Source organism: Magnetospirillum sp. SS-4 (assembly GCF_902729425.1).
Classification (GTDB): domain Bacteria; phylum Pseudomonadota; class Alphaproteobacteria; order Rhodospirillales; family Magnetospirillaceae; genus Phaeospirillum.
This window is the reverse complement of record NZ_CACVCH010000001.1, coordinates 262,731-287,517: the sequence shown is the minus strand read 5'-3', so window position 1 is coordinate 287,517 and position 24,787 is coordinate 262,731. Positions and strand designations below refer to the sequence as shown.

The following is a 24,787-nucleotide window of genomic DNA, read 5'->3' as shown; positions in this document are numbered from 1 at the left end:
GATTACGACGCCAGTCCGGCGCGCAGCGAATCGGCCTCGGCCTGCAAGGCGGCAAGGCGGGCGACGTCGTCGCCGGGCGGGAGCCCCGCCGCCTGGGCGGCCAGAATGGCGCGCAACGGCCGCACCGTCCTGGCGTCGATGGCGGCCAGGGCGGCCAGGATGGGGGCATTGCGGGCCATCCGCTCGCGTCCGGGGCGGGTGGCGGCGGCTTCCGCCGCCAGTGCCAGCCGGTGGGCCTCGGGCAGGTCCGCCGCCATCGTCTCGCCGGTGGCGGCGTCAAGGATCGTCGCGTGCATGATCAGCTCCTCGCTCGCTTGTAAAGCAGGAAGGTCCCGGTGACGGTGTAACCGCTGCCGTTGACGATCCTGACCGCGTTGACGGTTTCGGCGGTATTGCGCAGGCCGGCGAAGATACCCGCGTGGTTGTGCCCCGCCCCCTGGCCGTAACCGACCGTGTGGGTGTTTTGGGCCGGGTTGGCGATCACGATGTGCCCCGCCGCCGGGTAGTCCGGCCCCCACAGGCCGAAATGCAGGGCGTTGGCTGTCGCGGCCTCGGTCAGCGCGGAGCCGGAACCGCTGTCCCAGACCACGGCCTTGTAGCGGTACGACGAGGTGGAAAAGCTGGCGCCGTTGTCGGTGCTGTAGCGGAATGCCCACCAGTCGGTGGCGCTGCTGAACACGTCGGAATATTCGATCATGTAATCGTGGCCGGCTTCGAGGCCGGTGAAATCGACCACGGTCGCGCCGGACGGGCTGGCGGTGCCGACATGGGTCCAGCCGCCGCCCCCGCCGCCGGCCGCCGCCACCATGGCCTCGACCACGTCCTGGGCGGCTTCGGTGAAGTCGGTGATGTCGGCGCTGGTGTGACCATGGCTGGCCGCCGCCGCGCCCAGATTGCCCCGCGCCGCCACCGCGTCGGCCACGTCGGCGAGGTTGTTGGCCCCCACCATGTCGCCGGTGCCGGCATCGATGCCGACCCAGGCGGAACCGTTCCACAGCGGCACCTTGCCGGTTCCGGTGACGGGGCCGTTGGGCAGGCTGGCGGCCGAGGCGGCGGCGGCGCTGGCCGAAGCGGCGGCGGCGGCGGCCTGACTGGTCACGGTGATGACGGTGGCGGCGAATCCGGCCGGATCGTTGGCAAGGCCATCGCCGGCGGCATTCCAGCCGATGGCCTTGCCGGCCTCGGGCTCGGGCAGGGTGAGGTCGGCGGTGCCGGGGCTGACCAGCGAGCGCCGGACGGCGCGGCCGGCTTCCTCGGCCACCTGCTGGATGGCGGCGGTCTGGTAGTCCAGTTCGTCGTTCAGCACCTTGGCGCGGATGATGCCGTCCTCCTGGTAGTCGCCGGTCCGGGCGATGGCGAGGCGGCGGCGCAGCGTGACCAGCACTCCGTCGGCGGGTGGCGTCGCGAACAGCACCGACCCGCCGGCCGAGACGCCGATTCCCGAGATGGAATAGGCCGGCGGCGATTGCCTGGCGGCATCCAGCCACACGTCCATGTCGGCGGCGGTGAAGATGGGAAACAGGAAGGTGAAGGCGGTCTGGCTGCCGTTGGCCACGTATTGCGCGCGTGGCACGGCGTCGCCGACCTGGATATGATCGGGCATGATGGGACTCCCGAGGTGGGGAACGAGCGGATGCGCGAACGCTAGTTCGCCATCTTCATCTGGGTGGAGACGGACAGGACGGTGCAGGGCATGGGCACATCCTGGACGATGCGCCACAGAGGTTGCATGACGTTGCGGTTCCAGCCGATGGCGCGGACCTGGACGTCGCCGGAAAATGCCGGCGGCTCGGCATCGAACGACGCCTTGCCGAACCGGCGGAATGGAATCGGGGTGGCGCCCCGGCCGGTGTCGATATGCAGCGCCTTGGTGTCGAGCACGCGAAAGCGGGCCTGGACCATGCGGGCCATCCGGCCGGGGGCCATGGCCTGTCCCATCCCGGCCACCGGCGGCAGCGGCTCGATCCGGTGGGTGTAGGCGAGGCCGGCCTGAATGGCGGAGGCCGGTTCGGCCAGGGCGATGGCGCCATCCGCGACGGCAAGGTCGGCGACGGCGCCGCCATCGGCCAGTACCCTGATGGTCCGGCCGTCCAGGTGGCCGAGGCCGCTCCACGCGGCGGCGGCGGGATGGCGGACGCCGGTCAGGGCGCAGTCAAGGTTGAGGTCGTCGTCGAAGCGTTCGATGAACACGCCATCCCCCCGCTCCACCAGCACATAGACGTCGTCGTCGACCACCGCCACCGCCAGGAAGCGTCCGGCGGTTTCCTGTACCGTCCAGGCGGCGACCTTCTCGGACCGGTAGACGGTCAGCGTCGCCAGGGTGTCGTCGTCCATGACCACATGGAACAGGCGGTGGTGGGCGTCGTAGTCCTGGTCCAGCGGCCGCTTCATCACATGCTTGGCCAGCATGGCGAGATCGGCGGACTGATAGGCCTGCTCGACGTCGGCATAGAGGAATTCGCGCAGGTCGCGGCCGTTGCGCGAGATGAAATGGGTGGCGCCGTCCACGTCGCGCGGCGGCACCATGCGGTCGGTGGGCGAGCCGATGCGGGTCTGGCGGTTGACCTGTATCCTGGTGGGCGTCAGGGGCGAACCGGTGACCATGTATTCGGCGCCCGAGGTGAACACCTGGAGATGCCGGCCCGAGAACACCGCCCGAATGGCGTTGACCTGATCGGACAGCATGGAGAACTCGATGCTCTCGTCGTCGAGGCCGGTTCCAAGGTCGAAGTTGAACAGGTCCATGGACTTGGACAGCCACAGCCGGTTGGGCAGGTCGCGGCTGCCGCCGATCACCAGGCGGCCCTGGTGGAAGCAGACCGAGACCGGCCAGCCCCGCAGGGCGGAGAACGACTGTTCCTCCCAATCGCGGGTGGGCTGGGTGCCGGTCAGGGTCTGCCTGACCTCGGCGGTGGCGGAGGTGGCGGAGGCGACGGCGGTGATCAGCACCTGCTTGCCGCCCAGGCGGAAGCGCAGGCCCGCGTGGCCGGCCTGGAACACCTCGGCCGAGGCGGTCAGAGCGATGGTGCCGCCGGTGCCGCCGGGCGTCAGGGTGACGTCGTCTCCGGCGAATTTATGGTGTGGCGCGAAGATCACCCCGTCCCGCTCCAGGAACGACCACTCGGTCAGGGTCCAGGTGTCCGGGCCGGTGCGGGTGATCTTGCGGGGCGCCACGTCGGGATGGACCACCAGCAGGGTGTCGGCGCTCTGGGTCCAGGCCAGCTGGGAAATCTGCGCCGCGTTCCATGGCGTCGCCAGTCCGCCCACCCGGGCGTCGCCGGCATAGATGTCCAACTGGCCGTCGGTCAGCACCATCAGGTAGGTCTGCTCGGTGTTGAACTCGAAGCCGATCAGGCGGCCCGGCCCCCTGGCGGTGTCCACATAGCGCAGTCCGGCGCGGCGGCTGACGCCGCCGGTGGGCGCGATGACGACGTTGCGCAGGCGCCGGGCGCCGTTGGCGAAGGCGCCGAGGTCCTCGCGCCCGATCATTTCCATGTCCAGCTCTCCCGCCGTGAAGCTGGTCTTGTTGATCGTCGTCAGGCCGCTCATGACCGCGCCTCCACCAGGGGAAAGTCGGTGATCGCCTGCGGCGTGTGCTGCTGGCCGTCGATCAGCTTGGCGCGGCGGAACTCGTCCTCGGCCAGCCGGAACAGGAACTGGGCCCGCGTGGTGCTTTCGGTGATGGGAATGCAGAACTCGGCGGTCAGCCGGGCGATCAGCATCTGGTCGAAATAGGGCGGAAAGGCGCTTTCGGCCGGGCGGTAGACATGGGTCAGCACCACCTCGTCGGCATCGCACAGCAGGCGCGAGCCGGCGATGCGGAAGGTAAGGCCGCGCCCGCGTCCGCCGGGGCCGGCCGACAGCACCCGCAGGAAATCGGCCGGCAATTGGTAGGCGCGGGCGAAATCGGCCAGCGGCTCGCCGGCCAGGCGCGGCAGGGTGACCTGGGCGGTGGCGAAGCTCCACGGATGCGACGACAGCACCGCGTCGCGCAGGCAGGGATACAGGTTGGCGGCCACCTCCGATTCGGCGGTGCCTTCGTCGAAACTGGCGATGGTGTTGGCTCCGATGCGCAGCAGGGCGCGCGAACAGAGCGCGATGGCGGACATGGCCATGACGGTTCTCCTGGGGATGGGGGAGGCGGTGCGGTCAACCAATTCCAATCCCCGCCCCCCGCGCCGCGGAAGGGAACGCGCGCGAAGGGCGGGGCGGCGGCCAGCGCTGGTCGGGGCGAGGGAGGGGGGAGCCTCGCCCCAGCGCCGGGGCCGAAGGAGGGGGCGGCGCGGCTACCGCGTATCGGCGGCGCCGATTTGGGTCATGTCGTTGACGTCGACGGTGCCGGCGCTGTTGGACGAGACCAGGAACAGGCCGCCCTTCAGGGTGCCGGCGGCATCCACGTTGGCGACGATGATGTCGCCGACCCGCAGCATGGTCGAGGCGGCGTTGAAATAGCCGCCGGCGTCCACCGTGTCGGCGGAATCGACGGTGGTGTAGTGCCACAGGGTGAAGCCGTTGGCATAGGCCAGCACGCTGAGGTCCTTGGACTGATAGGCCATGGTGTCCTCCCTAGGATTCCAGGCAGCGCATCGAGACGATGCCGGCGGCATCGACCAGCGCGCTGCCCTGGGACATGAAGTTGTTGATGAACCAGGCGGCGCGGTCGCCCTGGTAGGTGATCTCGGTCTTGACCTCGGCGCCGCAGGCGTGGCCGATGGCGGTCTTGTGGTACCAGTAGCAATGGCGGACGCCGCCGCTCTTGGTCAGGCCGGAATGGGGCATCCACAGGGTGCCCAGCCACTTCTTGGCCTGGGTACCCTTCCACGGCAGCTCGCTCTCGCCGACGTAATCGGCGTTGGAGAACTCGTCGATGGCCAGCAGGTCCGACCACTGTTTCCAGCCGACGATGGCATAGCGCTCGCCGTCGTCGGGAACGTCGGCGTCGCCCAGCATCTCGAAGGCTTCCAGCACCTTGGCCTTGGTCAGGCCGGTGGTGCCGTCCTGGGCGTGGTTGGTGGACTTGTCCAGTTCGGCGATGATCAGCTCGTCGGTCTTGCGGCCCAGAGCATAGGCACCGGCATTGGTCAGGACCTGGCGCTCGTCGTGCTCGATCTTGAGGTCGTCCAGCTTGTCCAGCCAGTCGCCGGCGTAATAGTCGTACAACTGGCATTCGACCGCGTTGTGCTCGACATTCATCACCGGCACCTTGCCGTGACGGGCCTTGGTGCCGGCGGTGCCCTTGCCGACCTTCTGGAAGACGGCGATGGCGCCGGTGACGTTGTTGCGCACCCGCACCGTGTTGCGCAGCTTTGTGCCCATGCGCTGGTAGGCGGCGTGGACCTCGTGGCCGTACTGTTTCGAGTAGGCGTTGACGACGCTCGTGGACATGTTTTGTTCCTTTGTAGCGGCTGATGTTGTCGGGATGGGCGCGTTCCTTCGGTTCTGGCTGGGGCCGGCCGGGTTGTCCCGCCGCCGGAAGAGAGGGCGCAAATGCCGTTGGGGCCGGCCAAGGCGACCGGTTCTCCCGCAAGCGAAGGAAAGTGGGGGGACGCCGCCGGTTCGCCATGGGCGCGGCTGTGGCGCTGATAGGAATATTTATGGCATAATCGCCGACGATGTCAACAAATTCCTTTGATAAGTTTTTATTTTGTTCCGGAGGCCGCCCCGGCCAAATTTCCCCCTGTCGCGTCCTGGGAAAAACGTTATGATCTGGCGGCTTTCCACCGTCATCGGGCTTCCAGGGGGTGTCACGGGCATGGAGCAAGAGTCGATTCCGGCGCGTCGCCACACTCAGCGCACCGACCGCATCGGAGCGCGGGCCGATGGCCTGCTGAGCGACTGCCGGCGGGCCTTTCATGCCTTCGGCGAGCTGGACGAACTGGCCGAGAACCTCCGCATCCTGTCGCTGAACGCCGAACTGGCCGCCGGCCGCGCCGGCGACAAGGGGCGCGCCGTCCGGGCGCTGACCCAGTACACCCGCGAGCTGGTCAATCGCCTCGCCCAGATCCAGGGCGAGATGAACGTGCTGCGCGGGCGGACCTTCGCGCTGTCGTCGACCATCCTGCGCGGCTTGTTCCAGATGTCGCTGTTCGAGCGGGCCTGCGGCCTGATCGGTGACGGCGAACATGACGCGGGGGCCAGTTCCGCCGCCGACCGCGCTTTTTCCGAGATCATGCGCATGCTGGTGGACACGCTCGACACCATGGCCAATTCGGTGAACGAACTGGCCCGGCGCGCCCATGGCGTCGAGGAGGTGGTGAGCCAGTCCGATTCCATCGCCACCAACATCGCCATCGAGGCCGCCGCCGCCGGCGTGCATGAAAAGGAGTTCCGCACGGTCTCCGACACCATGCGCCACTACGTGGACGATCTGCGCCAGATGATCGACGAAGCCTCGGACGCCGTTCGCCGCGCCTCGGAAAAGGGCGAGTCGCTGCGGCGGCTGGGCCTGGACAGTCTCGGCGAACTCGAAGACAACTTCCAGCGAGCGATTCAATGAAGTGCGTCACCATCTACCATCAGGACGATCACTGCTGGCAGGCGTTCGGACAGGACCCGGACCGGCCGGACAACATCATCGACACCAACCAGTACGTGATCCGTTCGGGCGGTTCGGCCATCGTGCTCGATCCCGGCGGGATGGAAGTGTTTCCCGCCATGCTGGCGGCGCTGACCCGCGAGATATCGGTGGACGACATCAAGGCGCTGTTCCTGTCGCACCAGGACCCCGACATCGGATCGTCGCTGCCGCTGTGGCGCCGGGTATGCAGGCCGGACGTCAAGGTCTACCTGTCGTGGCTGTGGGGGGGCTTCGTTTCCCATTTCGACCGCGAGGCCGCCTTCACCAACATTCCCGACGAGGGGATGGAGGTGTCGCTGTCCCATGACGTCAAGCTGCGTTTCATCCCGGCCCATTACCTGCACTCCGCCGGCAATTTCAACGTCTACGACGCCAAGGCCCGCATCCTGTTCTCGGGCGACATGGGGGCGGCGCTGGTTCCCCGGGACCGGCTCGACGGGTCCATGTTCGTCACCGACTTCGCCGCCCATGTCCAGTACATGGACGGCTTCCACCGCCGCTGGCTGGCGTCGACGCGGGCGCGCGACGCCTGGGTCGCCCAGGTCTCGAAGCTGGACATCGACATGCTGGCGCCGCAGCACGGCCTGATCTTCCGGGGCGACGACGTCCGGCGTTTCATCGACTGGATCGCCGGGCTGGACATCGGCAGCGGCGTCAAGGCCATGAACCGCTGATCCGCGTCCTTTGAATGGCGGCTATCCCCATCCATTTCATGGCGTGTCCCGATCTGGCGCGGGCGGTGGGGGCGTGGCGGCAGTGGCTGGCCGACGAGAAACGGGCTTCGGTCCATACCCTGGATGCCTATGGCCGCGATCTGGCGGCGTTCCTGAGCTTTCTCGCCGAGCATCTGGGGGGGGAACCCGATCTGGCCGCCCTGGCCGGGCTGGGGGTCGGCGACTTCCGCGCCTATCTGGCGCGACGCTCGGGCGATGGACTCGGGCGGGCGTCGCTGGCGCGGGCCATGTCGACGCTGCGCGGTTTCTTCCGTTTTCTCGACCGTCACGACCTGGTCCACAATCCGGCGCTGAAGGCGGTGAAATCGCCCCGTCCGCCCCGCTCGGTGCCCAAGCCGCTGGCCGCCGACGAGGCGATGGAGGCCCTGAACAACGCCGCCGAACTGCATGACGAGCCCTGGCTCGCCGCCCGCGACGTGGCCCTGTTCACCTTGCTTTACGGCTGCGGCCTGCGCCTGGGCGAGGCGCTGGCCCTGCGGCGGCGGGATGCTCCCCACGGCGATACCCTGATGATCACCGGCAAAGGGAAAAAGCAGCGGGTCGTGCCGGTCTTGCCGGTGGTGAGGGACGCCATCGCCGATTATCTGCGCCTGATGCCGTTTTCCGCCGCGCCGGACCAGCCGATGTTCCTGGGGGCCAGGGGCGGCGCCCTCAATCCCGGCGTGGTCCAGCGCCAGATGCGCCGGCTGCGCCAGGCGCTGGGGCTGGCCGAGACCGCGACGCCGCACGCGCTTCGCCACAGCTTCGCCACCCACCTGCTGGCCGGCGGCGGCGATCTGCGCACCATTCAGGAATTGCTGGGGCATTCGTCGCTGTCCACCACCCAGCGCTATACCGAGATCGACGCCGCCCGGCTGACCGAGATCTATCGCAATGCCCATCCGAGGGCCGGATCATGAGCAGGACCGCATCCATCGCCATCGACCTCGCCGACGAAGCCGCCACCCGCCGGCTGGGCGGGCAATTGGCTGTCCGCGCCCGCCCCGGCGACGTGATCGCGCTGACCGGCACCCTGGGCACCGGCAAGAGCACCCTGGCCAGGGCCTTCATCCGTGCCCTGACCTCGGCCGACGAGGAGGTGCCAAGCCCGACCTTCACCCTGGTGCAGCAATACGATTCCGAGGCCGGCCTGATCTGGCATTTCGACCTCTACCGGCTGGAAAAGCCCGACGACGTGCTGGAACTCGACATCGAGGAGGCCTTCGCCGACGGCATCTGTCTGATCGAATGGCCCGACCGGCTGGGGCCTCACCTGCCCCGGCGGCGGCTTGACGTGACGCTGGAAGCGGGCGATGCCGAGGGCTCGCGGCGGGCCGGCCTGTCCGCCACCGGGCCTTGGGCCGACCGCATCGGAGATCTTGCGTCATGACCCCCCGCGAAGGGCTTATCCGGAATTTCCTGAAGACCGCCGGCTGGGGCGACGCCGCCCGCGGCCGGCTGGCCGGCGACGCCAGCTTCCGCCATTACGACCGGCTGGAACGGTCGGACGGGCGCGCCGTGCTGATGGATGCGCCGCCACCCAAGGAGGATGTGCGCCCCTTCGTCGCCATCGCCCGCCATCTCGGCGTGCTGGGCCTGTCTGCGCCCCGGCTGCTGGCGGCCGACGAGGAGGCCGGCCTGCTGCTGCTGGAAGACCTGGGCGACGACACCTATACGAGGTTGCTGGCGGCGGGCCATGACGAGGAGGCGCTGTATGCGCTGGCCACCGACGTGCTGGCGGGAATCGCGTCGCGGCCGGACGCCATTCCCGCCGGCCTGCCGCCCTATGACGACGAACGGCTGCTGGCCGAGGCCTGCCTGCTGACCGACTGGTACATGCCGGCCATGACCGGCCGGGACATCGCCGCCGAATCCCGCGAAGCCTACGCGGACATCTGGCGCCGGCTGTTCCCGGTGGCCCGCCTGGTGCCCGATACCCTGGTGCTGCGCGACTTCCACGTCGACAACCTGCTGCTGCTGGACCGTCCCGGCCTTGCCGCCTGCGGCCTGCTCGACTTCCAGGACGCGGTGGCGGGGCCGGCCACCTACGACCTGATGAGCCTGCTGGAGGATGCCCGGCGCGACATCGACAAGGTGATGGCCGAGCGCATGAAACAGCGCTGGCTGGCCCGCTTTCCCACCCTGGACCGCACCGTGTTCGAGGCGTCGTGGGCGGTGATGGCGGCGCAGCGCCACGCCAAGGTGATCGGCATCTTCACCCGGCTGTGCCGCCGCGACGGCAAGCCCGGCTATCTGGTCCACATTCCCCGCGTCTGGCGGCTGCTGGAAGACGCGCTCCGCCATCCGGTCATGGGCGAGCTGGCCCGCTGGCTGGACCGCAACATTCCCCCGGAAACACGCGGGGTTCCGGCGCCATGACCGCCATTCGTCGCGGCATGGTCCTGGCCGCCGGGTTGGGCGTGCGCATGCGTCCGATCACGCTGAGCATTCCCAAGCCCCTGATCCAGGTGGCGGGGCGCTCCATGCTGGATCGGGCGCTGGATCGCCTGGACGCCGCCGGGGTCGAGGACGTGGTGGTCAACAGCCATTGGCTGGCCGAGCGCATCGCCGCCCATCTGGCCGGCCGGCCCGGCATCACCCTGTCGTTCGAGGCCGAGGTGCTGGAGACCGGCGGTGGCGTCGCCAAGGCCCTGCCGTTGCTGGGGAACGGTCCGTTCTACGTGGTCAACGGCGATATCATCTGGACCGATGGCGGCGGTTTGCCGACCCTGGCCCGGCTGGCCGGGGCCTGGGACGACGCCACGATGGACGCCCTGCTGCTGCTGGTGCCGGTGAACCGCGCCGTCGGCTACGAGGGCAGGGGGGATTTCCACCTGAACGGGGAGGCCGGCGTTCCGCGGCGGCGCCGCGATCCCGAAACGTCGCCGCTGCTGTTCTCCGGCATCCAGATCCTCCATCCGAGGCTGTTCGAAGGCTGTCCGGCCGGCAAGTTCTCGCTGAACGTCCTTTACGACCGGGCACTGGCCACCGGCCGTCTGGCCGCCCTGGTCCATGATGGGGGCTGGTATCATGTCGGCACCCCCGAGGCGCTGCCGGAGGTGGCGGCCCTGCTGGGCCGGGGCTGAACATTCGGCCTGCCCATCAACTCAACATTAACCAATGGGCGGTCAGTATTCATGGCTGGATGACAGTGTTTCTGGAGATTTGCACTCATGGCCTATCCCAATGCCGATCAGGGCAAGTACCGGTCCATACCGGCGGGCGGCAACCCGCGCGAGACCGAGGCCTGGGCACTGACCGAGACGGCCCGGCGGATGATGATGGCGCAGTCGGATTCCGTGGATATCGAGGAGTTCCTGGCGGCCGTCCGGCTGAACTGGCGACTGTGGACCATCTTCCAGGCCGACCTGTCCACCCCCGAATGCGAGGTGCCCCTGGAACTTCGCCAGAACATGCTGTCCCTGGCCAATTTCGTCGACAAGCGCTCGGTCGAGATCATCTCGTCGCGCAATCGCGACATGGCCACGGCGCTGATCAACATCAACCGTCAACTGGCGGGCGGGTTGTTCGTGGTCATCCCGTCCAAGGATGCCGTCGAAGCCACCCAGCCGGCCGCGACGTCGGCCAACGAAGTGATCTGACCGCCTTGGGCGGAAATTCATCAAGTCGAGGGGGATACGGGCGTGACCAGCACAGAACGTGACCAGGGCGATGCCTCGGTGGAGGCATTCTATCGCCGCATCGATGCCTTGTTGAAGGCCGGCGCCGACCAGCAGGCCCTGGAAATCGCCGAAGAGGCGTTGCAGGACCCCGGGCTGTGCCGCGACGCCAGCTGCGCCATGGCGGTGATCTACTACCGGGCCGGAGCGCTGGGCTATGCCATCAGGCTGCTGGCGGCGCAGATGGATCAGCCGGATCATCCCGCCGACCTCTCCGAGGTGCTGGCGGTGATGTACAGTCAGGCGGGCTGTCTGTCCGACGCCCTCTATTACGCCAAGCTGGCCACCACCGAGGCCAGGGAGGGCCGGCTGCTGGACATGCTGGGGCCGAAATTCCCCAAGTTCTCGGATGCGTTCTCGCACATCCGTCCCAAGCCGCTGCTCAGCAACGGCATCGCCCTGCTGGCGGCGGGCAACCTGGATCAGGCCCTGTTCTCGGTGGAGCAGCACCTGTCCCTGCTGCCCGACGACGTCGAGGCGCTCGACGCCCATGCCCAGATCAAGATCCAGATGGGATGCGTCGCCGAGGCCGTCGGCATGCTGCGCTCCATCGCCACCCTGATCGGCCCGTCGGCCACCTTGCTGTCGCGTCTGGGCGGATGCCTGATTCAGACCGGCCAGTTCCACGAGGGCCTGGCCTGCCATCAGGAGGCGGTGGCCCGCGCGCCGACATCGCTGCCGATCCTGGGCGCGGCCATCGCCGATCTCAGGTATTTCGGCCGCGCCGAGGCCCAGGCGTCGGGGCTGATCGATGCCTGGACCGCCCAGGTGGCGGCCTCGGCCCCCCGGACCGTCCGGCCGGCCCCCAAGTATGCCGGCGCCCAGCCGGTTCGCGTCTGCTATCTTTGCTCCGCCCTGGAGAGCGAGGACGCCCGCGCCATGATGGGCGCCGTCGCCCGTTCCCATGACCGTTCCCGGGTTTCGGTGGTCGGATTCGGGCGGGGCGAGATCGATCATCCCGCCAACGAGTGGGCGCGCGGCTCGTTCGATGTGTGGCGCGATGTTTCCAGCCTCGACGTCACCACGCTGGGCGCCCTGATCCGCGGCGAGGGCATCCATGTGGTCATCGATGCCGACGGCAGCCTGGCCCCCGCCCGGCGGGGCCTGTTCATGCGCAATACCGCCCCGCTTCAGCTCGCCTGGCTCAACCAGCCGGTGGCCGGCCGGATTCCCGGCAACTACCTCGCCCTGGTTCCCTGCGCGTCCGAGGCCGGCGAGGGCGAACTCGCCCTGCCGGCCGGTCGCTATTTCCTGGGCGATGCCGGCGGCAGGCATCCGTCCACCGGCCCCGGTCCGGCGGCGGCGGCGGGTGTGGTTGCCTTCGGCGCCGAATTGACCCGGGCCGAACTCAATCCGCGCCTTGCCATGGTATGGGGGCGCATTCTCCAGGCGGTGCCGAAATCCATGCTGGTGCTGCGCGACAGCGGCATGTTCTCCGAACCGGCCAACGTCGAGGCCTTGATCTCGCTGTTCGGCAATGCCGGCGTGGCGCACCGCATCGATGTGGTCAAGAATGTCGGCCGCGCCGAATTCGCCGCCAGCATCGATGTCGCCCTGCTGCCGTTTCCGGCCGGCAACGTGCTGGCCTATGGCGAATTCCTGCGCCATGGCGTGCCGGCGGTGGCCATGACCGGCTGCGATGCCGGCGCCGACCTGGGGGCCTTCCTCGCCGCCGCCGGCCTGGGCGATGCCCTGGTCGCCGCCGACCCCGACGCCTATGTGGCGCTCGCCACCGGCCTTGCCGCCGATATCGGGGCGCTGGAAGCCTTGCGCGGCCGGCTTCCCGCCGCCATCGCCCAGGTTCCCGCCGCCACCGCCAAGGGCTTCGCCCGCATGATCGAGGATACCGCCATCGCCGCCCTGGAGCGGTCCCAGGCATGACGGGCGGCGCCGCCGCGACCGGAGACGATCTTCGCCGGCGCAATCTGGATCTGTTCCGGGAACGCTTTCCCGAATTGCATGCCCGGGTCGCCGCCATCACCCAGCCGGTGAGCCGGATCATCGAGGAGGACGGCGTCGCCGTCGACATCGACCTGGGCTGCGGCCGTCTCTACAAGGAGGACGGACGCGCCCTGTCGCTGCGGCAGGCGGAGGACTTCATCGAGACCCCCCGCCGGGTCGGCTATCAGGTCAGCAACGCCATGTCGGGCGACAGCCCGGTGTCGCAGCGCATGTTCCTGCGCATCCTCAACAGCGTGCGCGAGCATGGGGCCGAGGTCCTGACCGGCGCCCCGGTGGGACGGGCCGGATTCCTGTTCGTGTTCGGGCTTGGCCTTGGCCACCATCTGGACCCGCTGGTGCGAAGCCTGGAGGTGGACTGGGTGGTGGTGGTGGAGACCATCGACGAGTTCGTGCTGCATTCCCTGTCCACCGTCGACTGGACGGCGCTGGCCGAGTACTGCGATGCCCACGACACCAAATTGTCGCTGTTCTGCGAGGAGACCCCGGCCCTGATGAACGAAAGGGTCAGCGAGGTCATCTCGGAACAGGGCGAGCTGGGCATCGACGGTTCCTTCTATTACCGCCACTATCCGTCATGGCCGCTGAACCGGATGTTCGAGGACGTGGTCAACAACGTCCCCATGCGGATGATTCAGCGGGGATATTACGAAGACGAACGCAAGATGCTGTGGAACGCCGTCAGCAATCTGCAAAAATACGATTGCCGCATGCTGTCGGGCGCGTTCCAGTTCCCCATCCTGGTTCCCGCCTTCCTGGTGACCTCGGGGCCGTCGGTCGATTACGACATCGAATACATCCGGAAATGGCGCGATCACGCCATCATCTTCTCGGGCGGCTCGTCGCTTCAGGTGCTGCTGGCTCACGGCATCATTCCGGATTACCACGTCGAGTTGGAGAACGTCGTCCAGGTGTGGGACTTCCTCCAGCACATCCTGGCACTCAATGCCGACAAGTTTCCCGACGGCCGCTTCACCGGAATCAAGCTGATCGCCTCGGTTACCCTCAATCCCCGCGTCACGCCCCTGTTCGACGAAACCTATTATTTCTTTCGCGACAGCGTCAGTTCCAGCATCTGCTTCGCCGACCAGATTCCGCTGATGTCGGCCATCGGCCCCAATGTCGCCAACACCATCATGGCGGTGGCGGCCCGTATCGGCTTTCGCCACGTCTACATGTTCGGCATGGATTGCGGCTGGCGCGACGGCGAATCCCATCATTCCAAGGATACCGCCTACTACACCTCCAAGGAGTTCAAGACCGCCAAGGTCGAGGGCGACTACACCTTTCCCGGTAATTTCGGAGGCACCATCCAGTCGACCATGATCCTGGGCTGGACGCGGGACATGCTGGAGGCCAAGGTCAACACCTTCCGCCTGCGCGCCTACAATTGCAGCGACGGCGCCCTGATCAAGGGGGCGGTGCCCAAGCTGTCCGAGACCATCGAATTCACCGGTCCGCCGCTGGACCGCGAGGCGGTGTTCAAGCGGGTGCGGGAGGATGCCACCTGGATGGAGCGGGGCAGCTATCTGTCGCGCTTCGATTTCGACGCGTTCATCGCCGAGATCGATACCTACGAGGCGATGATCAACGACATCTGCGACCAGGCGCTGCTGGAGGCGGACGAATTCCGCTGGATGCTGCGCCGTCTTACCGAGATTCATCACAACCTGGGCGGCAGCGACTATGTCCGCGCCTATTCGGTGCTTCAGGGGCCGAGCTTCGGCATGGCCAAGAGCGGCTGCGTCTTCCTCAACCGCATCGAGGACCCGGTCAAGCGCCGCAAGGTGTTCGAGGATTTCGTCGCCGAATACCGCGCCATCCACCAGGACATGGCCCAGGAAACCCGCGAGATATTCTCCGCCGCCAGGGATTGGATCAAGGGTGGTTCCGAACCCGCCTGGGCCGCCGGCCTGCCCACCATGCCGGGCTATACGTTCTAGGATCGCGGCGGCTTGCCCAGCGAGGCGCGTCGCCCTATAGTTCGCTCACCATGACAGACGCCCGCTTCCCGCACCGGCATCTCCTCGGCATCCAGGGTCTGGGGCCGACCGAGATCACCACTTTGCTCGATCTGGCCGAAGGCTATGTCGAGCAGAACCGCTCCAACGACAAGCGCAAGAACCTGCTGCGCGGCCGCACCGTCATCAATCTGTTCTTCGAGAACTCGACCCGCACCCGTACCAGCTTCGAGCTGGCCGGCAAGCGCCTCGGCGCCGACGTCATCAACATGCAGTCGGCCGGCTCCAGCGTCCAGAAGGGCGAGACCCTGATCGACACCGCCATGACGCTGAACGCCATGCACCTGGACGTGCTGGTGGTGCGCCACCCCGATTCGGGCGCGGTCAAGCTGCTGTCGGAGAAGGTCAATTGCGCCGTCATCAACGGCGGCGACGGCAGCCACGAGCATCCGACCCAGGCGCTTCTGGACGCGCTGACCATCCGCCGGCGCAAGGGCAAGCTGTCGGGGCTGACCGTCGCCATCTGCGGCGACGTGCTGCATTCCCGGGTGGCGCGCTCCAACATCTACCTGCTGAATGCCATGGGCGCCAGCGTGCGGCTGATCGGGCCGCGCACCTTGCTGCCGTCCGGCGTCGACCGGCTGGGGGTCGAGGTGTTCCACGACATGAGGAAGGGGCTGGCGGACGTCGACGTCATCATGATGCTGCGCATCCAGAACGAACGGATGCGGGGGAATTTTATCCCCTCCATCCGGGAGTACTTCCATTTCTTCGGTCTGGATCACGACAAGCTCGGCCTGGCCAAGCCCGACGCGGTGATCATGCATCCCGGCCCGATGAATCGCGGCGTCGAGATCGATTCCGACGTGGCCGACGATGTCGAGCGCTCGCTGATCCGCTCGCAGGTGGAGATGGGCGTGGCGGTGCGCATGGCCTGCCTGGACCTGCTGACCCGCGACCTGCCCCGTTCGGCTTCCGATCACTCTTCCGCAGGAGCCGCCTGATGGCCCCCCGCAGCACCTCGGGCCTGGTGGCCTATGTCAACGCCCGCCTGCTGGACCCGGCCTCTGGCCTGGATTCCAGGGGGGCGCTGCTGACCAACGGCGAGATCGTCGCCGATGTGGGGCCGGGCCTGTTCCAGGGCGGCGTGCCGGCGGGGATGGAGGTGGTGGATTGCCACGGGCTGTGCCTTGCCCCCGGTCTGGTGGACATGCGGGTGCAACTGCGCGAGCCCGGCGAGGAACACAAGGAAACGCTGAAATCAGCGGGCGAGGCGGCGGTGGCCGGCGGGGTTACCTCCATGGTCTGCCTGCCCAACACCAATCCGGTGATCGACGAGGTCGCCACGGTGGAATTCGTCGCCCGGCGCGCCCGCAAGATCGGGCTGGCCAAGGTCTATCCCTACGCTGCCGCCTCCAAGCAACTGGAGGGCAAGGAGCTGTCGGAGATGGGCATGCTGGCCGAGGCCGGCGCGCTTGGTTTCACCGATGGGGTCAAGGCCATCCGCAGCGCCCAGCTGATGCGCCGCGCCCTGTCCTACGCCGCCACCTTCGGCCTGATGATCGTTCAGCATCCGGAGGAACCGTCGCTGGCCGAGAACGGCATGATGAACGAGGGTGAGCTGGCGACCCGCATGGGCCTTTCCGGCATTCCGGCGGCGGCGGAGGCCATCATGCTGGAGCGCGACATGCGGCTGGTGGCCCTCACCGGCGGCCGCTATCACGCCGCCCACGTCTCCACCGCCGAGGGCATCGAGATCATCCGCAAGGCCAAGGCCGCCGGCCTGCCGGTCAGTTGCGACACCGCGCCGCCTTATTTCGCCCTCAACGAGATGTCGGTGGGCGACTACCGCACCTTCGCCAAGCTGAGCCCGCCGCTGCGGGCCGAGACCGACCGCCAGGCGGTGGTGGCGGGCCTTAAGGACGGCACCATCGACGCCGTCGCCTCGGACCACGCGCCGCAGGACCAGGATTCCAAGCGGGTGCCGTTCGCGGCGGCCGAGTTCGGCGGCGTCGGGCTGGAGACCCTGTTGGCCATTACCCTGGAACTGGCCCATAACGGCCATATCGGCCTGCTCGACGCGCTCCGGCTGGTGACCTGCGCCCCCGCGGGCATCCTTGGCCTGCCGGCGGGACGGCTCCGGGTCGGCGCCTCGGCCGACCTGGTGCTGTTCGACCCCGACCGCGCCTGGAAGGTCGACGCCAAGAAGTTTCGCGCCAAGTCCAAGAACTCGCCGTTCGACGACCGTCCGGTCCAGGGGCTGGTGATGCGCACCGTCATCGACGGCCGCACCGTGTATGCCCATGATGCATGAGCAGATCTGGCAGGTTCCCGCCATCGTTCCCCTGATCGCCACCATCGCCGCCGCCCTGTTCGGCTATCTGCTGGGCTCGATTCCGTTCGGCCTGGTGCTGACCCGGCTGGCCGGGCTGGGCGACATCCGCCAGATCGGCTCGGGCAATATCGGCGCCACCAACGTGCTGCGCACCGGCCGCAAGGGGCTTGCCCTGGCCACCTTGCTGCTGGACGGCGGCAAGGGCGCCATCGCCGTCGGACTGGCGTGGTGGGGGCTGGGCCACGATACCGTGCCGGTCGCCGGCTTCGCCGCCGTGCTGGGGCACAATTTCCCGGTCTGGCTGCGGTTCAAGGGTGGCAAGGGCGTCGCCACCACCTTCGGAACCCTGATGGCGGCATCCTGGCCGGTGGGACTGGCCTGCTGCGCCGCCTGGCTGGTGACGGCGGCCCTCTTCCGCTATTCCTCGCTGTCGGCCCTGGTCGGGCTGGCGCTGTCCCCGGCCTTCGCGCTCGTCTTCGCCGGCCCCGACTACGCGGCCATGGCCGCCGGGCTGGCGGTGATGGGCTTTTATCGCCACAAGGCCAACATCGTCCGGCTGATCCGGGGCGAGGAACCCCGTATCGGCGGCAAGAAATCCGGAGAATCCCCCTCATGAGCGCCACCATCTCCAAGGACACCGTCGTCACCCTCGACTACCGGGTCACGGATTCCGACGGTCAGCTGGTCGATGACGGCCCCGAGCCGCTGAGCTATCTCCACGGCGGCTACGACGGCATCTTCCCCAAGCTGGAGGCCGAACTGGACGGCAAGGCCGTGGGGGCCAAGGTCTCCGTCCGCCTGGATCCCGGCGAGGCGTTCGGCGAGTACAGCGCCGATCTCGTCCAGGTCGAGCCCCTCGAATCCTTTCCCGACGGCACCGAGATCGGATCGGTGTTCGAGGGCATGCAGGAAGGGGGCGACGAGGTCCGCCTGTTCCGGGTGACCGACATCGAGGAGGGGCAGGTGGTGCTGGACGGCAACCATCCGCTGGCCGGGGTGACGCTGAATTTCTCCTGCACCGTCGCCGCCATCCGTCCCGCCAACCAGTCGGAAATCTCGGCTGGAGTCGCCGGCGTGACCGGTCACTGATCCGTCACTGCCGCCTCATGACCGCCTTGTCCAGGGCGGCGCGCAGCTTGGCCGAGTCGGGCGCCGTGGTGCTGGCGAACCAGTCCAGCAGGCGTCCGTCGCTGCCGATGAGTAGCTTGTGGAAGTTCCAGCGCGGCACCCCCAGCGGGCCGGTGCGCTCGGCCGCCCAGCGATACAGCGGATGGGCGTCCTTGCCCGACACCACCTGCTTGGCCATCAGCGGGAAATCGACGCCGTAATTGATCTCGCAGAATTTGGCGACCTCGGCGTTGGAGGCGGGTTCCTGGGCGCCGAAATCATTGGACGGTATCCCAAGGATCACCACCCCCTTGTCGCGATACTCGCGCCACAGGGCCTGAAGCCCCTTGTACTGGGGGGTGAAACCGCATTGCGAGGCGGTGTTGACCACCAGCACCACCTTGCCGGCCAATTGGGCCGGGTCCAGGGACCGGCCGTCGATGGCGGGAAGCGGCAGGGCGCGCCAGTCCAGGCGGGGGGCGTCGGCGGCGGCCGGCGCCGCGGCCCCCAGGCAGACGGCGATGGCGGCAAGGGTTTTCGACAGGGGTCTGATCATGCGGGCTCTCCGATCCTGGCTCTATAGGTAGGAGAGGACCGGACAAAGAGCAACCGGTCAGCCGATATACCTGGACACATCGACCTCGTCGAGCTGCTCGGGTCTCAGGTAGCGTTCGGCATAGCGTAGATAGACGCCCGACGACAGGAACAGATCGAACAGGTCGGCGTCGATATGCTTGTCCTTCTTGAAGAAGCTGAGAATCTTGACGCATTCCGACAGGGTTTTCGGCTTCTTGTAGGGGCGGTCCGACGCGGTCAGCGCCTCGAAGATGTCGGCGATGGCGGTGATGCGGGCCGGAACCGACAGTTCCGCGCCGGTCAGGCAGCGTGGATAGCCGGTGCCGATCAGGGTTTCGTGATGGGTGCCGGCATATTCGATGACGCGCTGCATCTGCTTGGGGAACGGCATCCGCTTCAGCATGATGATGGTCTGGATGATGTGCTCGTTGATCTTGAAGCGCTCTTCCTCGGTCAGGGTGCCGCGTCCGATCGACAGGTTGTAAAGCTCGCCGAAGTTGTAGAGGTTCTCTGGAATCCTGGTCTTGAAGCCGTAGGCGGGATCGAACAGCGCCGAATCGGCGGGACGGGGAATGACGTGGTTGGGCTTGTCGGCGAGGATGGCCTCGACCGCCGGCAGCGTCCCGGATGGGATCGAGTCCAGGCGGCGCAATTCCTCCTGCGACAGGCCCAGACGGTCGTCGAAATGGCGCACCCAGGTTCGCGTCGCGATGGACTTCAGGCGCTCGACCCGTTCCGGGGCCATGAACTCGCCGCCCAGATTGCATTCGGCGATGAAGGCGTAATCGTCCACCAGTTCAGCCTTGCGGGCTTCGAAACCGGCTTCGGCCTCGTCCGCCGGCATGCCGGCGGCGACCGCCTCCAGCATCTCGATGCGGGCGTCGCGCAGCAGCACCTCGAACCGGGTCCGGACCTCGTGGATGCGGTTGTAGATGGTCTCCAGCTTGGTGGCCTTGTCGACCACGTATTCCGGGGTGGTGACCTTGCCGCAATCGTGCAGCCACGCGCCGATCTTGAATTCGCGCCATTCCTCCGGGGTGTGGAAGGCGAACTCGGCCAGCGGTCCCTCGGTGACCTTGCAGGCCTCCTCGGCCAGCATCAGCGACAGTTCGGGGACACGTTCGCAATGACCGCCGGTATAGGGGCTCTTGGCGTCGATGGCTCCGGCCAGGATCTGGATCATCGCGTCCATCAGCCGTTCCTGGGCGTCCAGCAGGTCGCGATTGTAAAGGGCGGTGGCGGCCTGGGCCGACAGCGCCTCGACGAAGCGCTGGAGCTGGGGCGAGAACGCGATGATGTCGGACGAGCCGGGGGGGCGGGCGTTGATCAACTGCACCGCGCCGATGACGTCGCCGCCGCGCGGCTTCAGCGGCACGGTCAGGAACGAGGTCGAACGATAGCCGTTGGCCATGTCGAAGGCCTTGGTGCCGGAAAAATCGAAGTGGGCATCGTCATAGGCGTCGGCGATATTGATGGTGATCTGCTGGTGCACGGCATGGCTGACCACATTCTTGTGGTTGGGCTGTCCCTCGGGCGATTTCAGCCGGACCGGCGGCAGCGACGGCGGCGGTTCGCCTTCGCCCCCCATCGTGATGCCCAGGGTGTCGTTGCGGATGATCTGGAAGCGAAGCTGATCCTCGTCCAGAATGTACAGGGTTCCGCCGTCGGCGTTGGTCAATTCCTTGGCGCCCAGCAAGATCATGTCCATCAGCCGGCCGGTGTCGCGTTCCGAAGACAGGGCGATGCCCAGGTCGACCAGCCGTTCCAGCCGCTGCTGCGCCTGCGCCAGTTCGTCCGACCGGGCGGACAGGGTGTGCTTCATCAGCCCGAAGGCCTCGCCCAGGTCGTGGAACTCGCGGATGAAGGAGCCGGCGGGGGGCTCGCCGCTGAAATCGAAGTGGCGGACCCGGTCCGCCTCGGCCACCAGATCGCGCACCGACCGGGCGATGTTGCGCGCCAGCAGGGTCGACAGCGGCACCACCACCAGCAAGACCAGCAGGGCGACCTTGAGAATCCGGGACTGCATCTCCTTGATGGGGCCGGTGAAATCGATGAAGGGAGACACGATGCCGATGGTGATGGTCTGGCCGTTGCGGTCGGTCCATTCGGTGGCCTGGGCCAGGATCTCGGTCCTGCCGGCCTCGACCAGCGTGGCGGCGGTGGCGGTGGCGCCGTCGATGGCGCGAAGAATGGGAGCGCCGATCTCGGCCAGTCCGGTCAGTGGTCCCACGTCCTGGCCCAGGCCGGCCAGCAGCGCCGGCGATATCGCCAGCAGGCGCCGCTTCTGATCGACCAGGACGATGCCGCCATGGGGGGAAATCTCCTGTCGGCCGATGAAGTCGGACAGGCCGCGCAAGGTGACGTCGACCCCGAACACGCCGGTCCCGCCGGCCAGTTGCCGCGACGCGGTCAGGCCGGGCTCTTGCAGCGAACTGAAGACGTAGGGTTCGGACAAGGCGTTGCCGGGATTGGTCAGGGCGGCGGCGTACCAGGGGCGCTGGCGCGGGTCGTAGGGCGGCGAATCCTTGGCCATGCCGCCCAGCCGGGTCATGGTCGCGTCCAGGAAGGTCCAGGTCTCGCGGCGGATGCCGTCCCCGGCGGTGGCGATGGCGCGCAGGATGAACGCCGTTCCGTCCGGCGCCTTGTTGGCGGCCAGGACGCGGCCATCGCCACGGGTGGCGATCATCTGGAGAAAGCTGCCGTCTGCCTGTCCGACATAGATGGAGTAGAGGTCGCGGTTCTGGTCCAGCGCCCGGAGCAGGAACGGCAGCAGCGCATGGCCCTCGGCCGAACCCTCGACCGGCGCGGCGGCGGCGGGCAGCGCCGCCCCCAGCCCGGCCAGGTCGAGCAGGACGTTGATCTGATCGTCGACGCGGTCGGAGACCCGCTCGGTGATCTCGCCGAACAGGCGCTGGGCGCTTTCCTGGGCGGCGCGGGTGCTGGTGAAATATATGCTGACGGCGGTGGCGATGGTCAGGCAGGCGACCACGAAGGCGATGATGAGAACGATGCTGACCTGTAGCCCCAGACGCGGCTTCCACATCGTCCCCGTGCTCCCCAGTTCATTGTTCTTGAACCATGTGTTCTTGGCGGGCGTTTGCCTAGGCCAGCCACGACCAAAGCCATGGATGGCCGGGGCCGATAGTGCCAAGGACATAGTCCCGCGTCGAGTCCCGGAATTGACGGGACCGGGGCGCGGCTACTTCAGCACCAGCAGGACCGCCAGCACCAGGGCCAGGCCCCAGGCCAGCATGGCCGATGACGGCCGGCCGCGTCGACGGTCGCCCAGGATGGACTTGACGGTATCGGGGTGCAGCTTCAATCCCTGGCCGACCAGCATGGAATAGGTCTTCTCGGTCTCGGCCAGCAGGCGCGGCAGCCGCTCCAGCGAGCCGACCACGTTGCCGACCACGTCCTTGACGCGGGCCTCGGGGCCGAGATTGGACCGCATCCATCCCTCGATCAGCGGCTGGGCCAGTTGCCACATGTTGATGTGGGGGTCGAGGATGCGGCCGACGCCCTCGGCCACCAGCATGCTTTTTTGCAACAGCAGCAATTGCGGCTGGGTTTCCATGGCGAAGGTCTCGGTGACCTGGAACAGCTGTCCCAGCAGCTTGGCGATGGAAATCTCGTGCAGCGGCCGGCCCAGGATCGGTTCGGCGATGGAGCGGCAGGCCTGGGTGAAGGAATCGATGGACTGGTCGGCCGGCACGTAGCCGGCGGCGAAATGAACCTCGGCCACCTTGCGGTAATCGCCCGACAGGAAGCCCAGCAGCATTTCGCCCAGGAAGCGGCGGGTGTTCTTGTCGACCCGGCCCATGATGCCGAAATCCACCGCGATCAGGTTGCCGCTTTCGCCGATGAACAGGTTGCCGGGATGCATGTCGGCGTGGAAGAAGCCGTCGCGGAACACCTGGTTGAACATGGCCTCGGCGGCCTTCGCCAGGATGTCGACCGGGTCGAAGCCGGCTTCTCTCAGCCGGTCGACCTCGTCGACGGGAATGCCGTGGACCCGCTCCAGGGTCAGGACGCGCCGCCCGGTGCGCAGCCAGTCGACCTCGGGCACCTTGAAGTTGTCGTCGCCTTGGAAATTCTCGGCCAGCTCGGCCGCCGCCGCCGCCTCGAACCGCAGGTCCATCTCCAGGGTGACGGAATCCTCGAAGGTCTTGACGGTTTCGACCGGCTTCAGGCGGCGCAGGCGCGGCATGGTCAGCTCGGCCCACTCCGCCAGCCAGTACATCAGGTCGATGTCCTGGCGGAACTTGGCCTCGACGCCGGGGCGCAGGATCTTGACCGCCGCCTCGCGGCCGTCGGCGGTGACGGCGAAATGGACCTGGGCGATGGAGGCCGCCGCCACCGGCACGTCGTCGAAGCTGCTGAAGTGGCGCTCCAGGCCGCCGTCCAGTTCCTCATCGATGATGCGCCGGGCCTCGTCCGCCGGAAACGGCGGCAGCTTGTCCTGCAATCCCGACAGGTCGGCCGCCATCTCCTCGCCCAGCAGGTCGGCGCGGGTCGACAGCGCCTGGCCCAGCTTGATGAACGAGGGGCCAAGCTCGGTCAGCGCCTCGGCTAGCCGTTCGCCCGGCCGGCCGGTGCCGACCGGCGGGCGGCCGCCGCGCAGCAGCGCCGACAGGTGGCGGGTCAGCGGCAGATGCTCTTCCAGCAGGAACAGGGCGTCGTGGCGCGCCAGGACCCGTCCGATGGTCAGCAGCCGGTGAAGGTTCCTGAGCGATCGGATCACAGTCGCCAGCCCGAATGAATGGCGGCGATGCCGGCCGACAGGTTGCGGACACTGACCTGTCCGAAGCCCGCGTCTTCGATCATGGCGGCCAATTCCTCCTGCGGCGGGAACTTGCGGATGCTTTCCACCAGATATTGGTAGGCGTCGCGGTTGCCGGTGACCATCTCGCCGACCTTGGGCAGGACGTTGAAGGAATAGGCCTCGTAGGCCTGCCTCAGCCCCGGAGCGACGACATGGCTGAATTCCAGGCACATGAAGCGGCCGCCGGGTTTCAGCACCCGATAGGCCTCCTTGATGGCGCGGTCCCAGTGGGTGACGTTCCTGAGGCAGAAGGCGATGGTGTAGCGGTCGACGCTGCGATCCGGAACGGGCAGGGATTCGGCGTTGCCGCACACCCAGCCGATATGGCCGGAAATGTTGCGGTCGATCTTGCGGTCGCGGCCGATTCCCAGCATTTCCCGGTTGATGTCGCACACCGTCGCCGGCCCGCCGCCGCGCCGTCTCCAGCCGAAGGCGATGTCGCCGGTGCCGCCGCCCACGTCCAGCAGGCTCTGGTCCGGCCGGGGGCGCAGCGCGTCGAGGAAGGCCGACTTCCACAGGCGATGCACGCCGACGCTCATCAGGTCGTTCATCAGGTCGTAGCGGGACGCCACCGAATCGAACACGTCGCGGACAAGCGAAACCTTCTCGTCCTCGGCGACGGTGCGAAAGCCGAAATGGGTGGTGCCGGCGGGCTGGGCGCGATCGGTCGTCATGGCCGCGCACCTTAGCCGAACTGGGCGGGCCGCGCGAGGGGGATGTGACGTCAGGAGTTGCGGGGCGCCTCGTTGACCGAGCCGCAGCTGCACCGGAACAGCAGGTCCGATTTCATGTCGCGGAAGGGGACGTCATGCATCATCTCGCGGCCGCAATTGCCGCAAAAGGCGTTGTCGCCGTCCAGCCCGATCATGGAGACGCCGGTATCCATGATCTCGCGGCCATTTATGAAGGCGTCCGCCACCACCTTGAGAACGATATCGACCATTATGCCTGTTTCCTTGTTCTAGGGCGTAAACTCATAAATGGCGTGGCCGCGACACTGACGATTTTGGTGCCTGGACAGGCGGCCGGCCCGCTGTGGACTGGCGGTCCACAAGGG

Annotated in this window: 24 protein-coding genes; 13 read left to right on the top strand and 11 right to left on the bottom strand. The window is 67.6% G+C overall.

Annotated features, from left to right (window positions below; genetic code table 11):
• Nucleotides 1–2: 2 nt before the first annotated feature.
• From MTBSS4_RS01420 to MTBSS4_RS01395, 6 genes are all read right to left on the bottom strand, one after another.
• Nucleotides 3–296, bottom strand: a complete 294-nt coding sequence (locus MTBSS4_RS01420; protein ID WP_173981594.1) for a hypothetical protein — start codon at nucleotides 294–296, stop codon at nucleotides 3–5.
• 2 nt (nucleotides 297–298) lie between these two features.
• Nucleotides 299–1,603 (bottom strand): hypothetical protein, encoded by a 1,305-nt coding sequence (locus tag MTBSS4_RS01415; RefSeq protein ID WP_173981593.1) that lies wholly within the window; start codon nucleotides 1,601–1,603, stop codon nucleotides 299–301.
• Nucleotides 1,604–1,644: 41 nt separating this feature from the next.
• Complete coding sequence (locus tag MTBSS4_RS01410) at nucleotides 1,645–3,549, bottom strand: hypothetical protein (RefSeq protein ID WP_173981592.1); 1,905 nt, start codon at nucleotides 3,547–3,549, stop codon at nucleotides 1,645–1,647.
• Nucleotides 3,546–4,115 carry a hypothetical protein gene (locus MTBSS4_RS01405; RefSeq protein ID WP_173981591.1) on the bottom strand — a complete coding sequence of 190 codons (570 nt, stop codon included), beginning with the start codon at nucleotides 4,113–4,115 and terminating at the stop codon, nucleotides 3,546–3,548. Before MTBSS4_RS01405 ends, MTBSS4_RS01410 begins: the two co-directional genes overlap by 4 nt.
• A 171-nt stretch (nucleotides 4,116–4,286) precedes the next feature.
• Nucleotides 4,287–4,556, bottom strand: coding sequence for a hypothetical protein (locus tag MTBSS4_RS01400; RefSeq protein ID WP_173981590.1), 270 nt, complete (start codon nucleotides 4,554–4,556; stop codon nucleotides 4,287–4,289).
• Between the two features lie 10 nt (nucleotides 4,557–4,566).
• Entirely contained in the window at nucleotides 4,567–5,385 is an 819-nt protein-coding gene (locus tag MTBSS4_RS01395) for a phage capsid protein (RefSeq protein ID WP_173981589.1), read from the bottom strand.
• 367 nt (nucleotides 5,386–5,752) lie between these two features.
• On the opposite strand from MTBSS4_RS01395, the gene MTBSS4_RS01390 reads away from it, so the two are divergent.
• The 13 genes from MTBSS4_RS01390 to MTBSS4_RS01330 all read left to right on the top strand — a co-directional run bounded on the left by MTBSS4_RS01390 (nucleotide 5,753) and on the right by MTBSS4_RS01330 (nucleotide 18,314).
• Nucleotides 5,753–6,496 (top strand): chemotaxis protein, encoded by a 744-nt coding sequence (locus MTBSS4_RS01390; RefSeq protein WP_173981588.1) that lies wholly within the window; start codon nucleotides 5,753–5,755, stop codon nucleotides 6,494–6,496.
• The gene (locus MTBSS4_RS01385; RefSeq protein WP_173981587.1) at nucleotides 6,493–7,251 is read left to right on the top strand and encodes an MBL fold metallo-hydrolase; all 759 of its coding nucleotides are present in this window, start codon (nucleotides 6,493–6,495) and stop codon (nucleotides 7,249–7,251) included. Before MTBSS4_RS01390 ends, MTBSS4_RS01385 begins: the two co-directional genes overlap by 4 nt.
• A gap of 14 nt (nucleotides 7,252–7,265) precedes the next feature.
• Entirely contained in the window at nucleotides 7,266–8,210 is a 945-nt protein-coding gene (locus tag MTBSS4_RS01380) for a tyrosine recombinase XerC (protein WP_173981586.1), read from the top strand.
• A complete protein-coding gene (gene tsaE / locus MTBSS4_RS01375; RefSeq protein WP_173981585.1) occupies nucleotides 8,207–8,680 on the top strand; it encodes a tRNA (adenosine(37)-N6)-threonylcarbamoyltransferase complex ATPase subunit type 1 TsaE in 474 nt (157 codons plus the stop codon). The genes MTBSS4_RS01380 and tsaE overlap by 4 nt, the downstream gene beginning before the upstream one ends.
• Complete coding sequence (locus tag MTBSS4_RS01370) at nucleotides 8,677–9,669, top strand: aminoglycoside phosphotransferase family protein (protein WP_173981584.1); 993 nt, start codon at nucleotides 8,677–8,679, stop codon at nucleotides 9,667–9,669. The genes tsaE and MTBSS4_RS01370 overlap by 4 nt, the downstream gene beginning before the upstream one ends.
• Nucleotides 9,666–10,376, top strand: a complete 711-nt coding sequence (locus tag MTBSS4_RS01365; RefSeq protein ID WP_173981583.1) for a nucleotidyltransferase family protein — start codon at nucleotides 9,666–9,668, stop codon at nucleotides 10,374–10,376. Before MTBSS4_RS01370 ends, MTBSS4_RS01365 begins: the two co-directional genes overlap by 4 nt.
• Nucleotides 10,377–10,463: 87 nt before the next feature.
• A complete protein-coding gene (locus MTBSS4_RS01360) occupies nucleotides 10,464–10,892 on the top strand; it encodes a flagellar biosynthesis regulator FlaF (protein WP_173981582.1) in 429 nt (142 codons plus the stop codon).
• A 42-nt stretch (nucleotides 10,893–10,934) separates the two neighbouring features.
• Nucleotides 10,935–12,851: a hypothetical protein gene (locus MTBSS4_RS01355; RefSeq protein ID WP_173981581.1), complete on the top strand. Its 1,917-nt coding sequence runs from the start codon at nucleotides 10,935–10,937 to the stop codon at nucleotides 12,849–12,851.
• Entirely contained in the window at nucleotides 12,848–14,872 is a 2,025-nt protein-coding gene (locus MTBSS4_RS01350) for a motility associated factor glycosyltransferase family protein (protein ID WP_173981580.1), read from the top strand. The genes MTBSS4_RS01355 and MTBSS4_RS01350 overlap by 4 nt, the downstream gene beginning before the upstream one ends.
• A 50-nt stretch (nucleotides 14,873–14,922) precedes the next feature.
• The gene (locus MTBSS4_RS01345) at nucleotides 14,923–15,894 is read left to right on the top strand and encodes an aspartate carbamoyltransferase catalytic subunit (RefSeq protein WP_173981579.1); all 972 of its coding nucleotides are present in this window, start codon (nucleotides 14,923–14,925) and stop codon (nucleotides 15,892–15,894) included.
• The gene (gene pyrC, locus MTBSS4_RS01340) at nucleotides 15,894–17,204 is read left to right on the top strand and encodes a dihydroorotase (RefSeq protein ID WP_173981578.1); all 1,311 of its coding nucleotides are present in this window, start codon (nucleotides 15,894–15,896) and stop codon (nucleotides 17,202–17,204) included. The genes MTBSS4_RS01345 and pyrC overlap by 1 nt, the downstream gene beginning before the upstream one ends.
• Nucleotides 17,197–17,841, top strand: a complete 645-nt coding sequence (gene plsY, locus MTBSS4_RS01335; RefSeq protein WP_173981748.1) for a glycerol-3-phosphate 1-O-acyltransferase PlsY — start codon at nucleotides 17,197–17,199, stop codon at nucleotides 17,839–17,841. The genes pyrC and plsY overlap by 8 nt, the downstream gene beginning before the upstream one ends.
• The gene (locus MTBSS4_RS01330; protein WP_173981577.1) at nucleotides 17,838–18,314 is read left to right on the top strand and encodes a peptidylprolyl isomerase; all 477 of its coding nucleotides are present in this window, start codon (nucleotides 17,838–17,840) and stop codon (nucleotides 18,312–18,314) included. Before plsY ends, MTBSS4_RS01330 begins: the two co-directional genes overlap by 4 nt.
• A 4-nt stretch (nucleotides 18,315–18,318) precedes the next feature.
• On the opposite strand, the gene MTBSS4_RS01325 is transcribed toward MTBSS4_RS01330, so the two are convergent.
• The 5 genes from MTBSS4_RS01325 to MTBSS4_RS01305 all read right to left on the bottom strand — a co-directional run bounded on the left by MTBSS4_RS01325 (nucleotide 18,319) and on the right by MTBSS4_RS01305 (nucleotide 24,673).
• Nucleotides 18,319–18,888, bottom strand: a complete 570-nt coding sequence (locus MTBSS4_RS01325; protein ID WP_173981576.1) for a glutathione peroxidase — start codon at nucleotides 18,886–18,888, stop codon at nucleotides 18,319–18,321.
• A 57-nt stretch (nucleotides 18,889–18,945) separates the two neighbouring features.
• Nucleotides 18,946–21,951, bottom strand: a complete 3,006-nt coding sequence (locus tag MTBSS4_RS01320) for an HD domain-containing phosphohydrolase (RefSeq protein ID WP_173981575.1) — start codon at nucleotides 21,949–21,951, stop codon at nucleotides 18,946–18,948.
• Nucleotides 21,952–22,107: 156 nt separating this feature from the next.
• Nucleotides 22,108–23,649 (bottom strand): 2-polyprenylphenol 6-hydroxylase, encoded by a 1,542-nt coding sequence (gene ubiB / locus MTBSS4_RS01315; protein WP_173981574.1) that lies wholly within the window; start codon nucleotides 23,647–23,649, stop codon nucleotides 22,108–22,110.
• Complete coding sequence (ubiE, locus tag MTBSS4_RS01310) at nucleotides 23,646–24,404, bottom strand: bifunctional demethylmenaquinone methyltransferase/2-methoxy-6-polyprenyl-1,4-benzoquinol methylase UbiE (RefSeq protein ID WP_173981573.1); 759 nt, start codon at nucleotides 24,402–24,404, stop codon at nucleotides 23,646–23,648. The genes ubiB and ubiE overlap by 4 nt, the downstream gene beginning before the upstream one ends.
• Nucleotides 24,405–24,454: 50 nt before the next feature.
• The gene (locus MTBSS4_RS01305) at nucleotides 24,455–24,673 is read right to left on the bottom strand and encodes a hypothetical protein (protein ID WP_173981572.1); all 219 of its coding nucleotides are present in this window, start codon (nucleotides 24,671–24,673) and stop codon (nucleotides 24,455–24,457) included.
• Between the last annotated feature and the right edge of the window lie 114 nt (nucleotides 24,674–24,787).

What these genes read in the sequence shown, in the direction of transcription:
- MTBSS4_RS01350 (WP_173981580.1), top strand. Translation starts at nt 12,848, where the DNA reads ATGACGGGCGGCGCCGCCGCGACCGGAGACGATCTTCGCCGGCGCAAT.
- tsaE (WP_173981585.1), top strand. Translation starts at nt 8,207, where the DNA reads ATGAGCAGGACCGCATCCATCGCCATCGACCTCGCCGACGAAGCCGCC.
- ubiE (WP_173981573.1), bottom strand. Translation starts at nt 24,404, where the DNA reads ATGACGACCGATCGCGCCCAGCCCGCCGGCACCACCCATTTCGGCTTT.
- pyrC (WP_173981578.1), top strand. Translation starts at nt 15,894, where the DNA reads ATGGCCCCCCGCAGCACCTCGGGCCTGGTGGCCTATGTCAACGCCCGC.
- MTBSS4_RS01330 (WP_173981577.1), top strand. Translation starts at nt 17,838, where the DNA reads ATGAGCGCCACCATCTCCAAGGACACCGTCGTCACCCTCGACTACCGG.
- MTBSS4_RS01415 (WP_173981593.1), bottom strand. Translation starts at nt 1,603, where the DNA reads ATGCCCGATCATATCCAGGTCGGCGACGCCGTGCCACGCGCGCAATAC.
- MTBSS4_RS01400 (WP_173981590.1), bottom strand. Translation starts at nt 4,556, where the DNA reads ATGGCCTATCAGTCCAAGGACCTCAGCGTGCTGGCCTATGCCAACGGC.
- MTBSS4_RS01305 (WP_173981572.1), bottom strand. Translation starts at nt 24,673, where the DNA reads ATGGTCGATATCGTTCTCAAGGTGGTGGCGGACGCCTTCATAAATGGC.
- MTBSS4_RS01385 (WP_173981587.1), top strand. Translation starts at nt 6,493, where the DNA reads ATGAAGTGCGTCACCATCTACCATCAGGACGATCACTGCTGGCAGGCG.
- MTBSS4_RS01420 (WP_173981594.1), bottom strand. Translation starts at nt 296, where the DNA reads ATGCACGCGACGATCCTTGACGCCGCCACCGGCGAGACGATGGCGGCG.
- MTBSS4_RS01325 (WP_173981576.1), bottom strand. Translation starts at nt 18,888, where the DNA reads ATGATCAGACCCCTGTCGAAAACCCTTGCCGCCATCGCCGTCTGCCTG.
- MTBSS4_RS01345 (WP_173981579.1), top strand. Translation starts at nt 14,923, where the DNA reads ATGACAGACGCCCGCTTCCCGCACCGGCATCTCCTCGGCATCCAGGGT.
- MTBSS4_RS01410 (WP_173981592.1), bottom strand. Translation starts at nt 3,549, where the DNA reads ATGAGCGGCCTGACGACGATCAACAAGACCAGCTTCACGGCGGGAGAG.
- MTBSS4_RS01320 (WP_173981575.1), bottom strand. Translation starts at nt 21,951, where the DNA reads ATGTGGAAGCCGCGTCTGGGGCTACAGGTCAGCATCGTTCTCATCATC.
- MTBSS4_RS01365 (WP_173981583.1), top strand. Translation starts at nt 9,666, where the DNA reads ATGACCGCCATTCGTCGCGGCATGGTCCTGGCCGCCGGGTTGGGCGTG.
- MTBSS4_RS01360 (WP_173981582.1), top strand. Translation starts at nt 10,464, where the DNA reads ATGGCCTATCCCAATGCCGATCAGGGCAAGTACCGGTCCATACCGGCG.
- plsY (WP_173981748.1), top strand. Translation starts at nt 17,197, where the DNA reads ATGCATGAGCAGATCTGGCAGGTTCCCGCCATCGTTCCCCTGATCGCC.
- MTBSS4_RS01395 (WP_173981589.1), bottom strand. Translation starts at nt 5,385, where the DNA reads ATGTCCACGAGCGTCGTCAACGCCTACTCGAAACAGTACGGCCACGAG.
- MTBSS4_RS01380 (WP_173981586.1), top strand. Translation starts at nt 7,266, where the DNA reads ATGGCGGCTATCCCCATCCATTTCATGGCGTGTCCCGATCTGGCGCGG.
- MTBSS4_RS01370 (WP_173981584.1), top strand. Translation starts at nt 8,677, where the DNA reads ATGACCCCCCGCGAAGGGCTTATCCGGAATTTCCTGAAGACCGCCGGC.
- MTBSS4_RS01405 (WP_173981591.1), bottom strand. Translation starts at nt 4,115, where the DNA reads ATGGCCATGTCCGCCATCGCGCTCTGTTCGCGCGCCCTGCTGCGCATC.
- MTBSS4_RS01390 (WP_173981588.1), top strand. Translation starts at nt 5,753, where the DNA reads ATGGAGCAAGAGTCGATTCCGGCGCGTCGCCACACTCAGCGCACCGAC.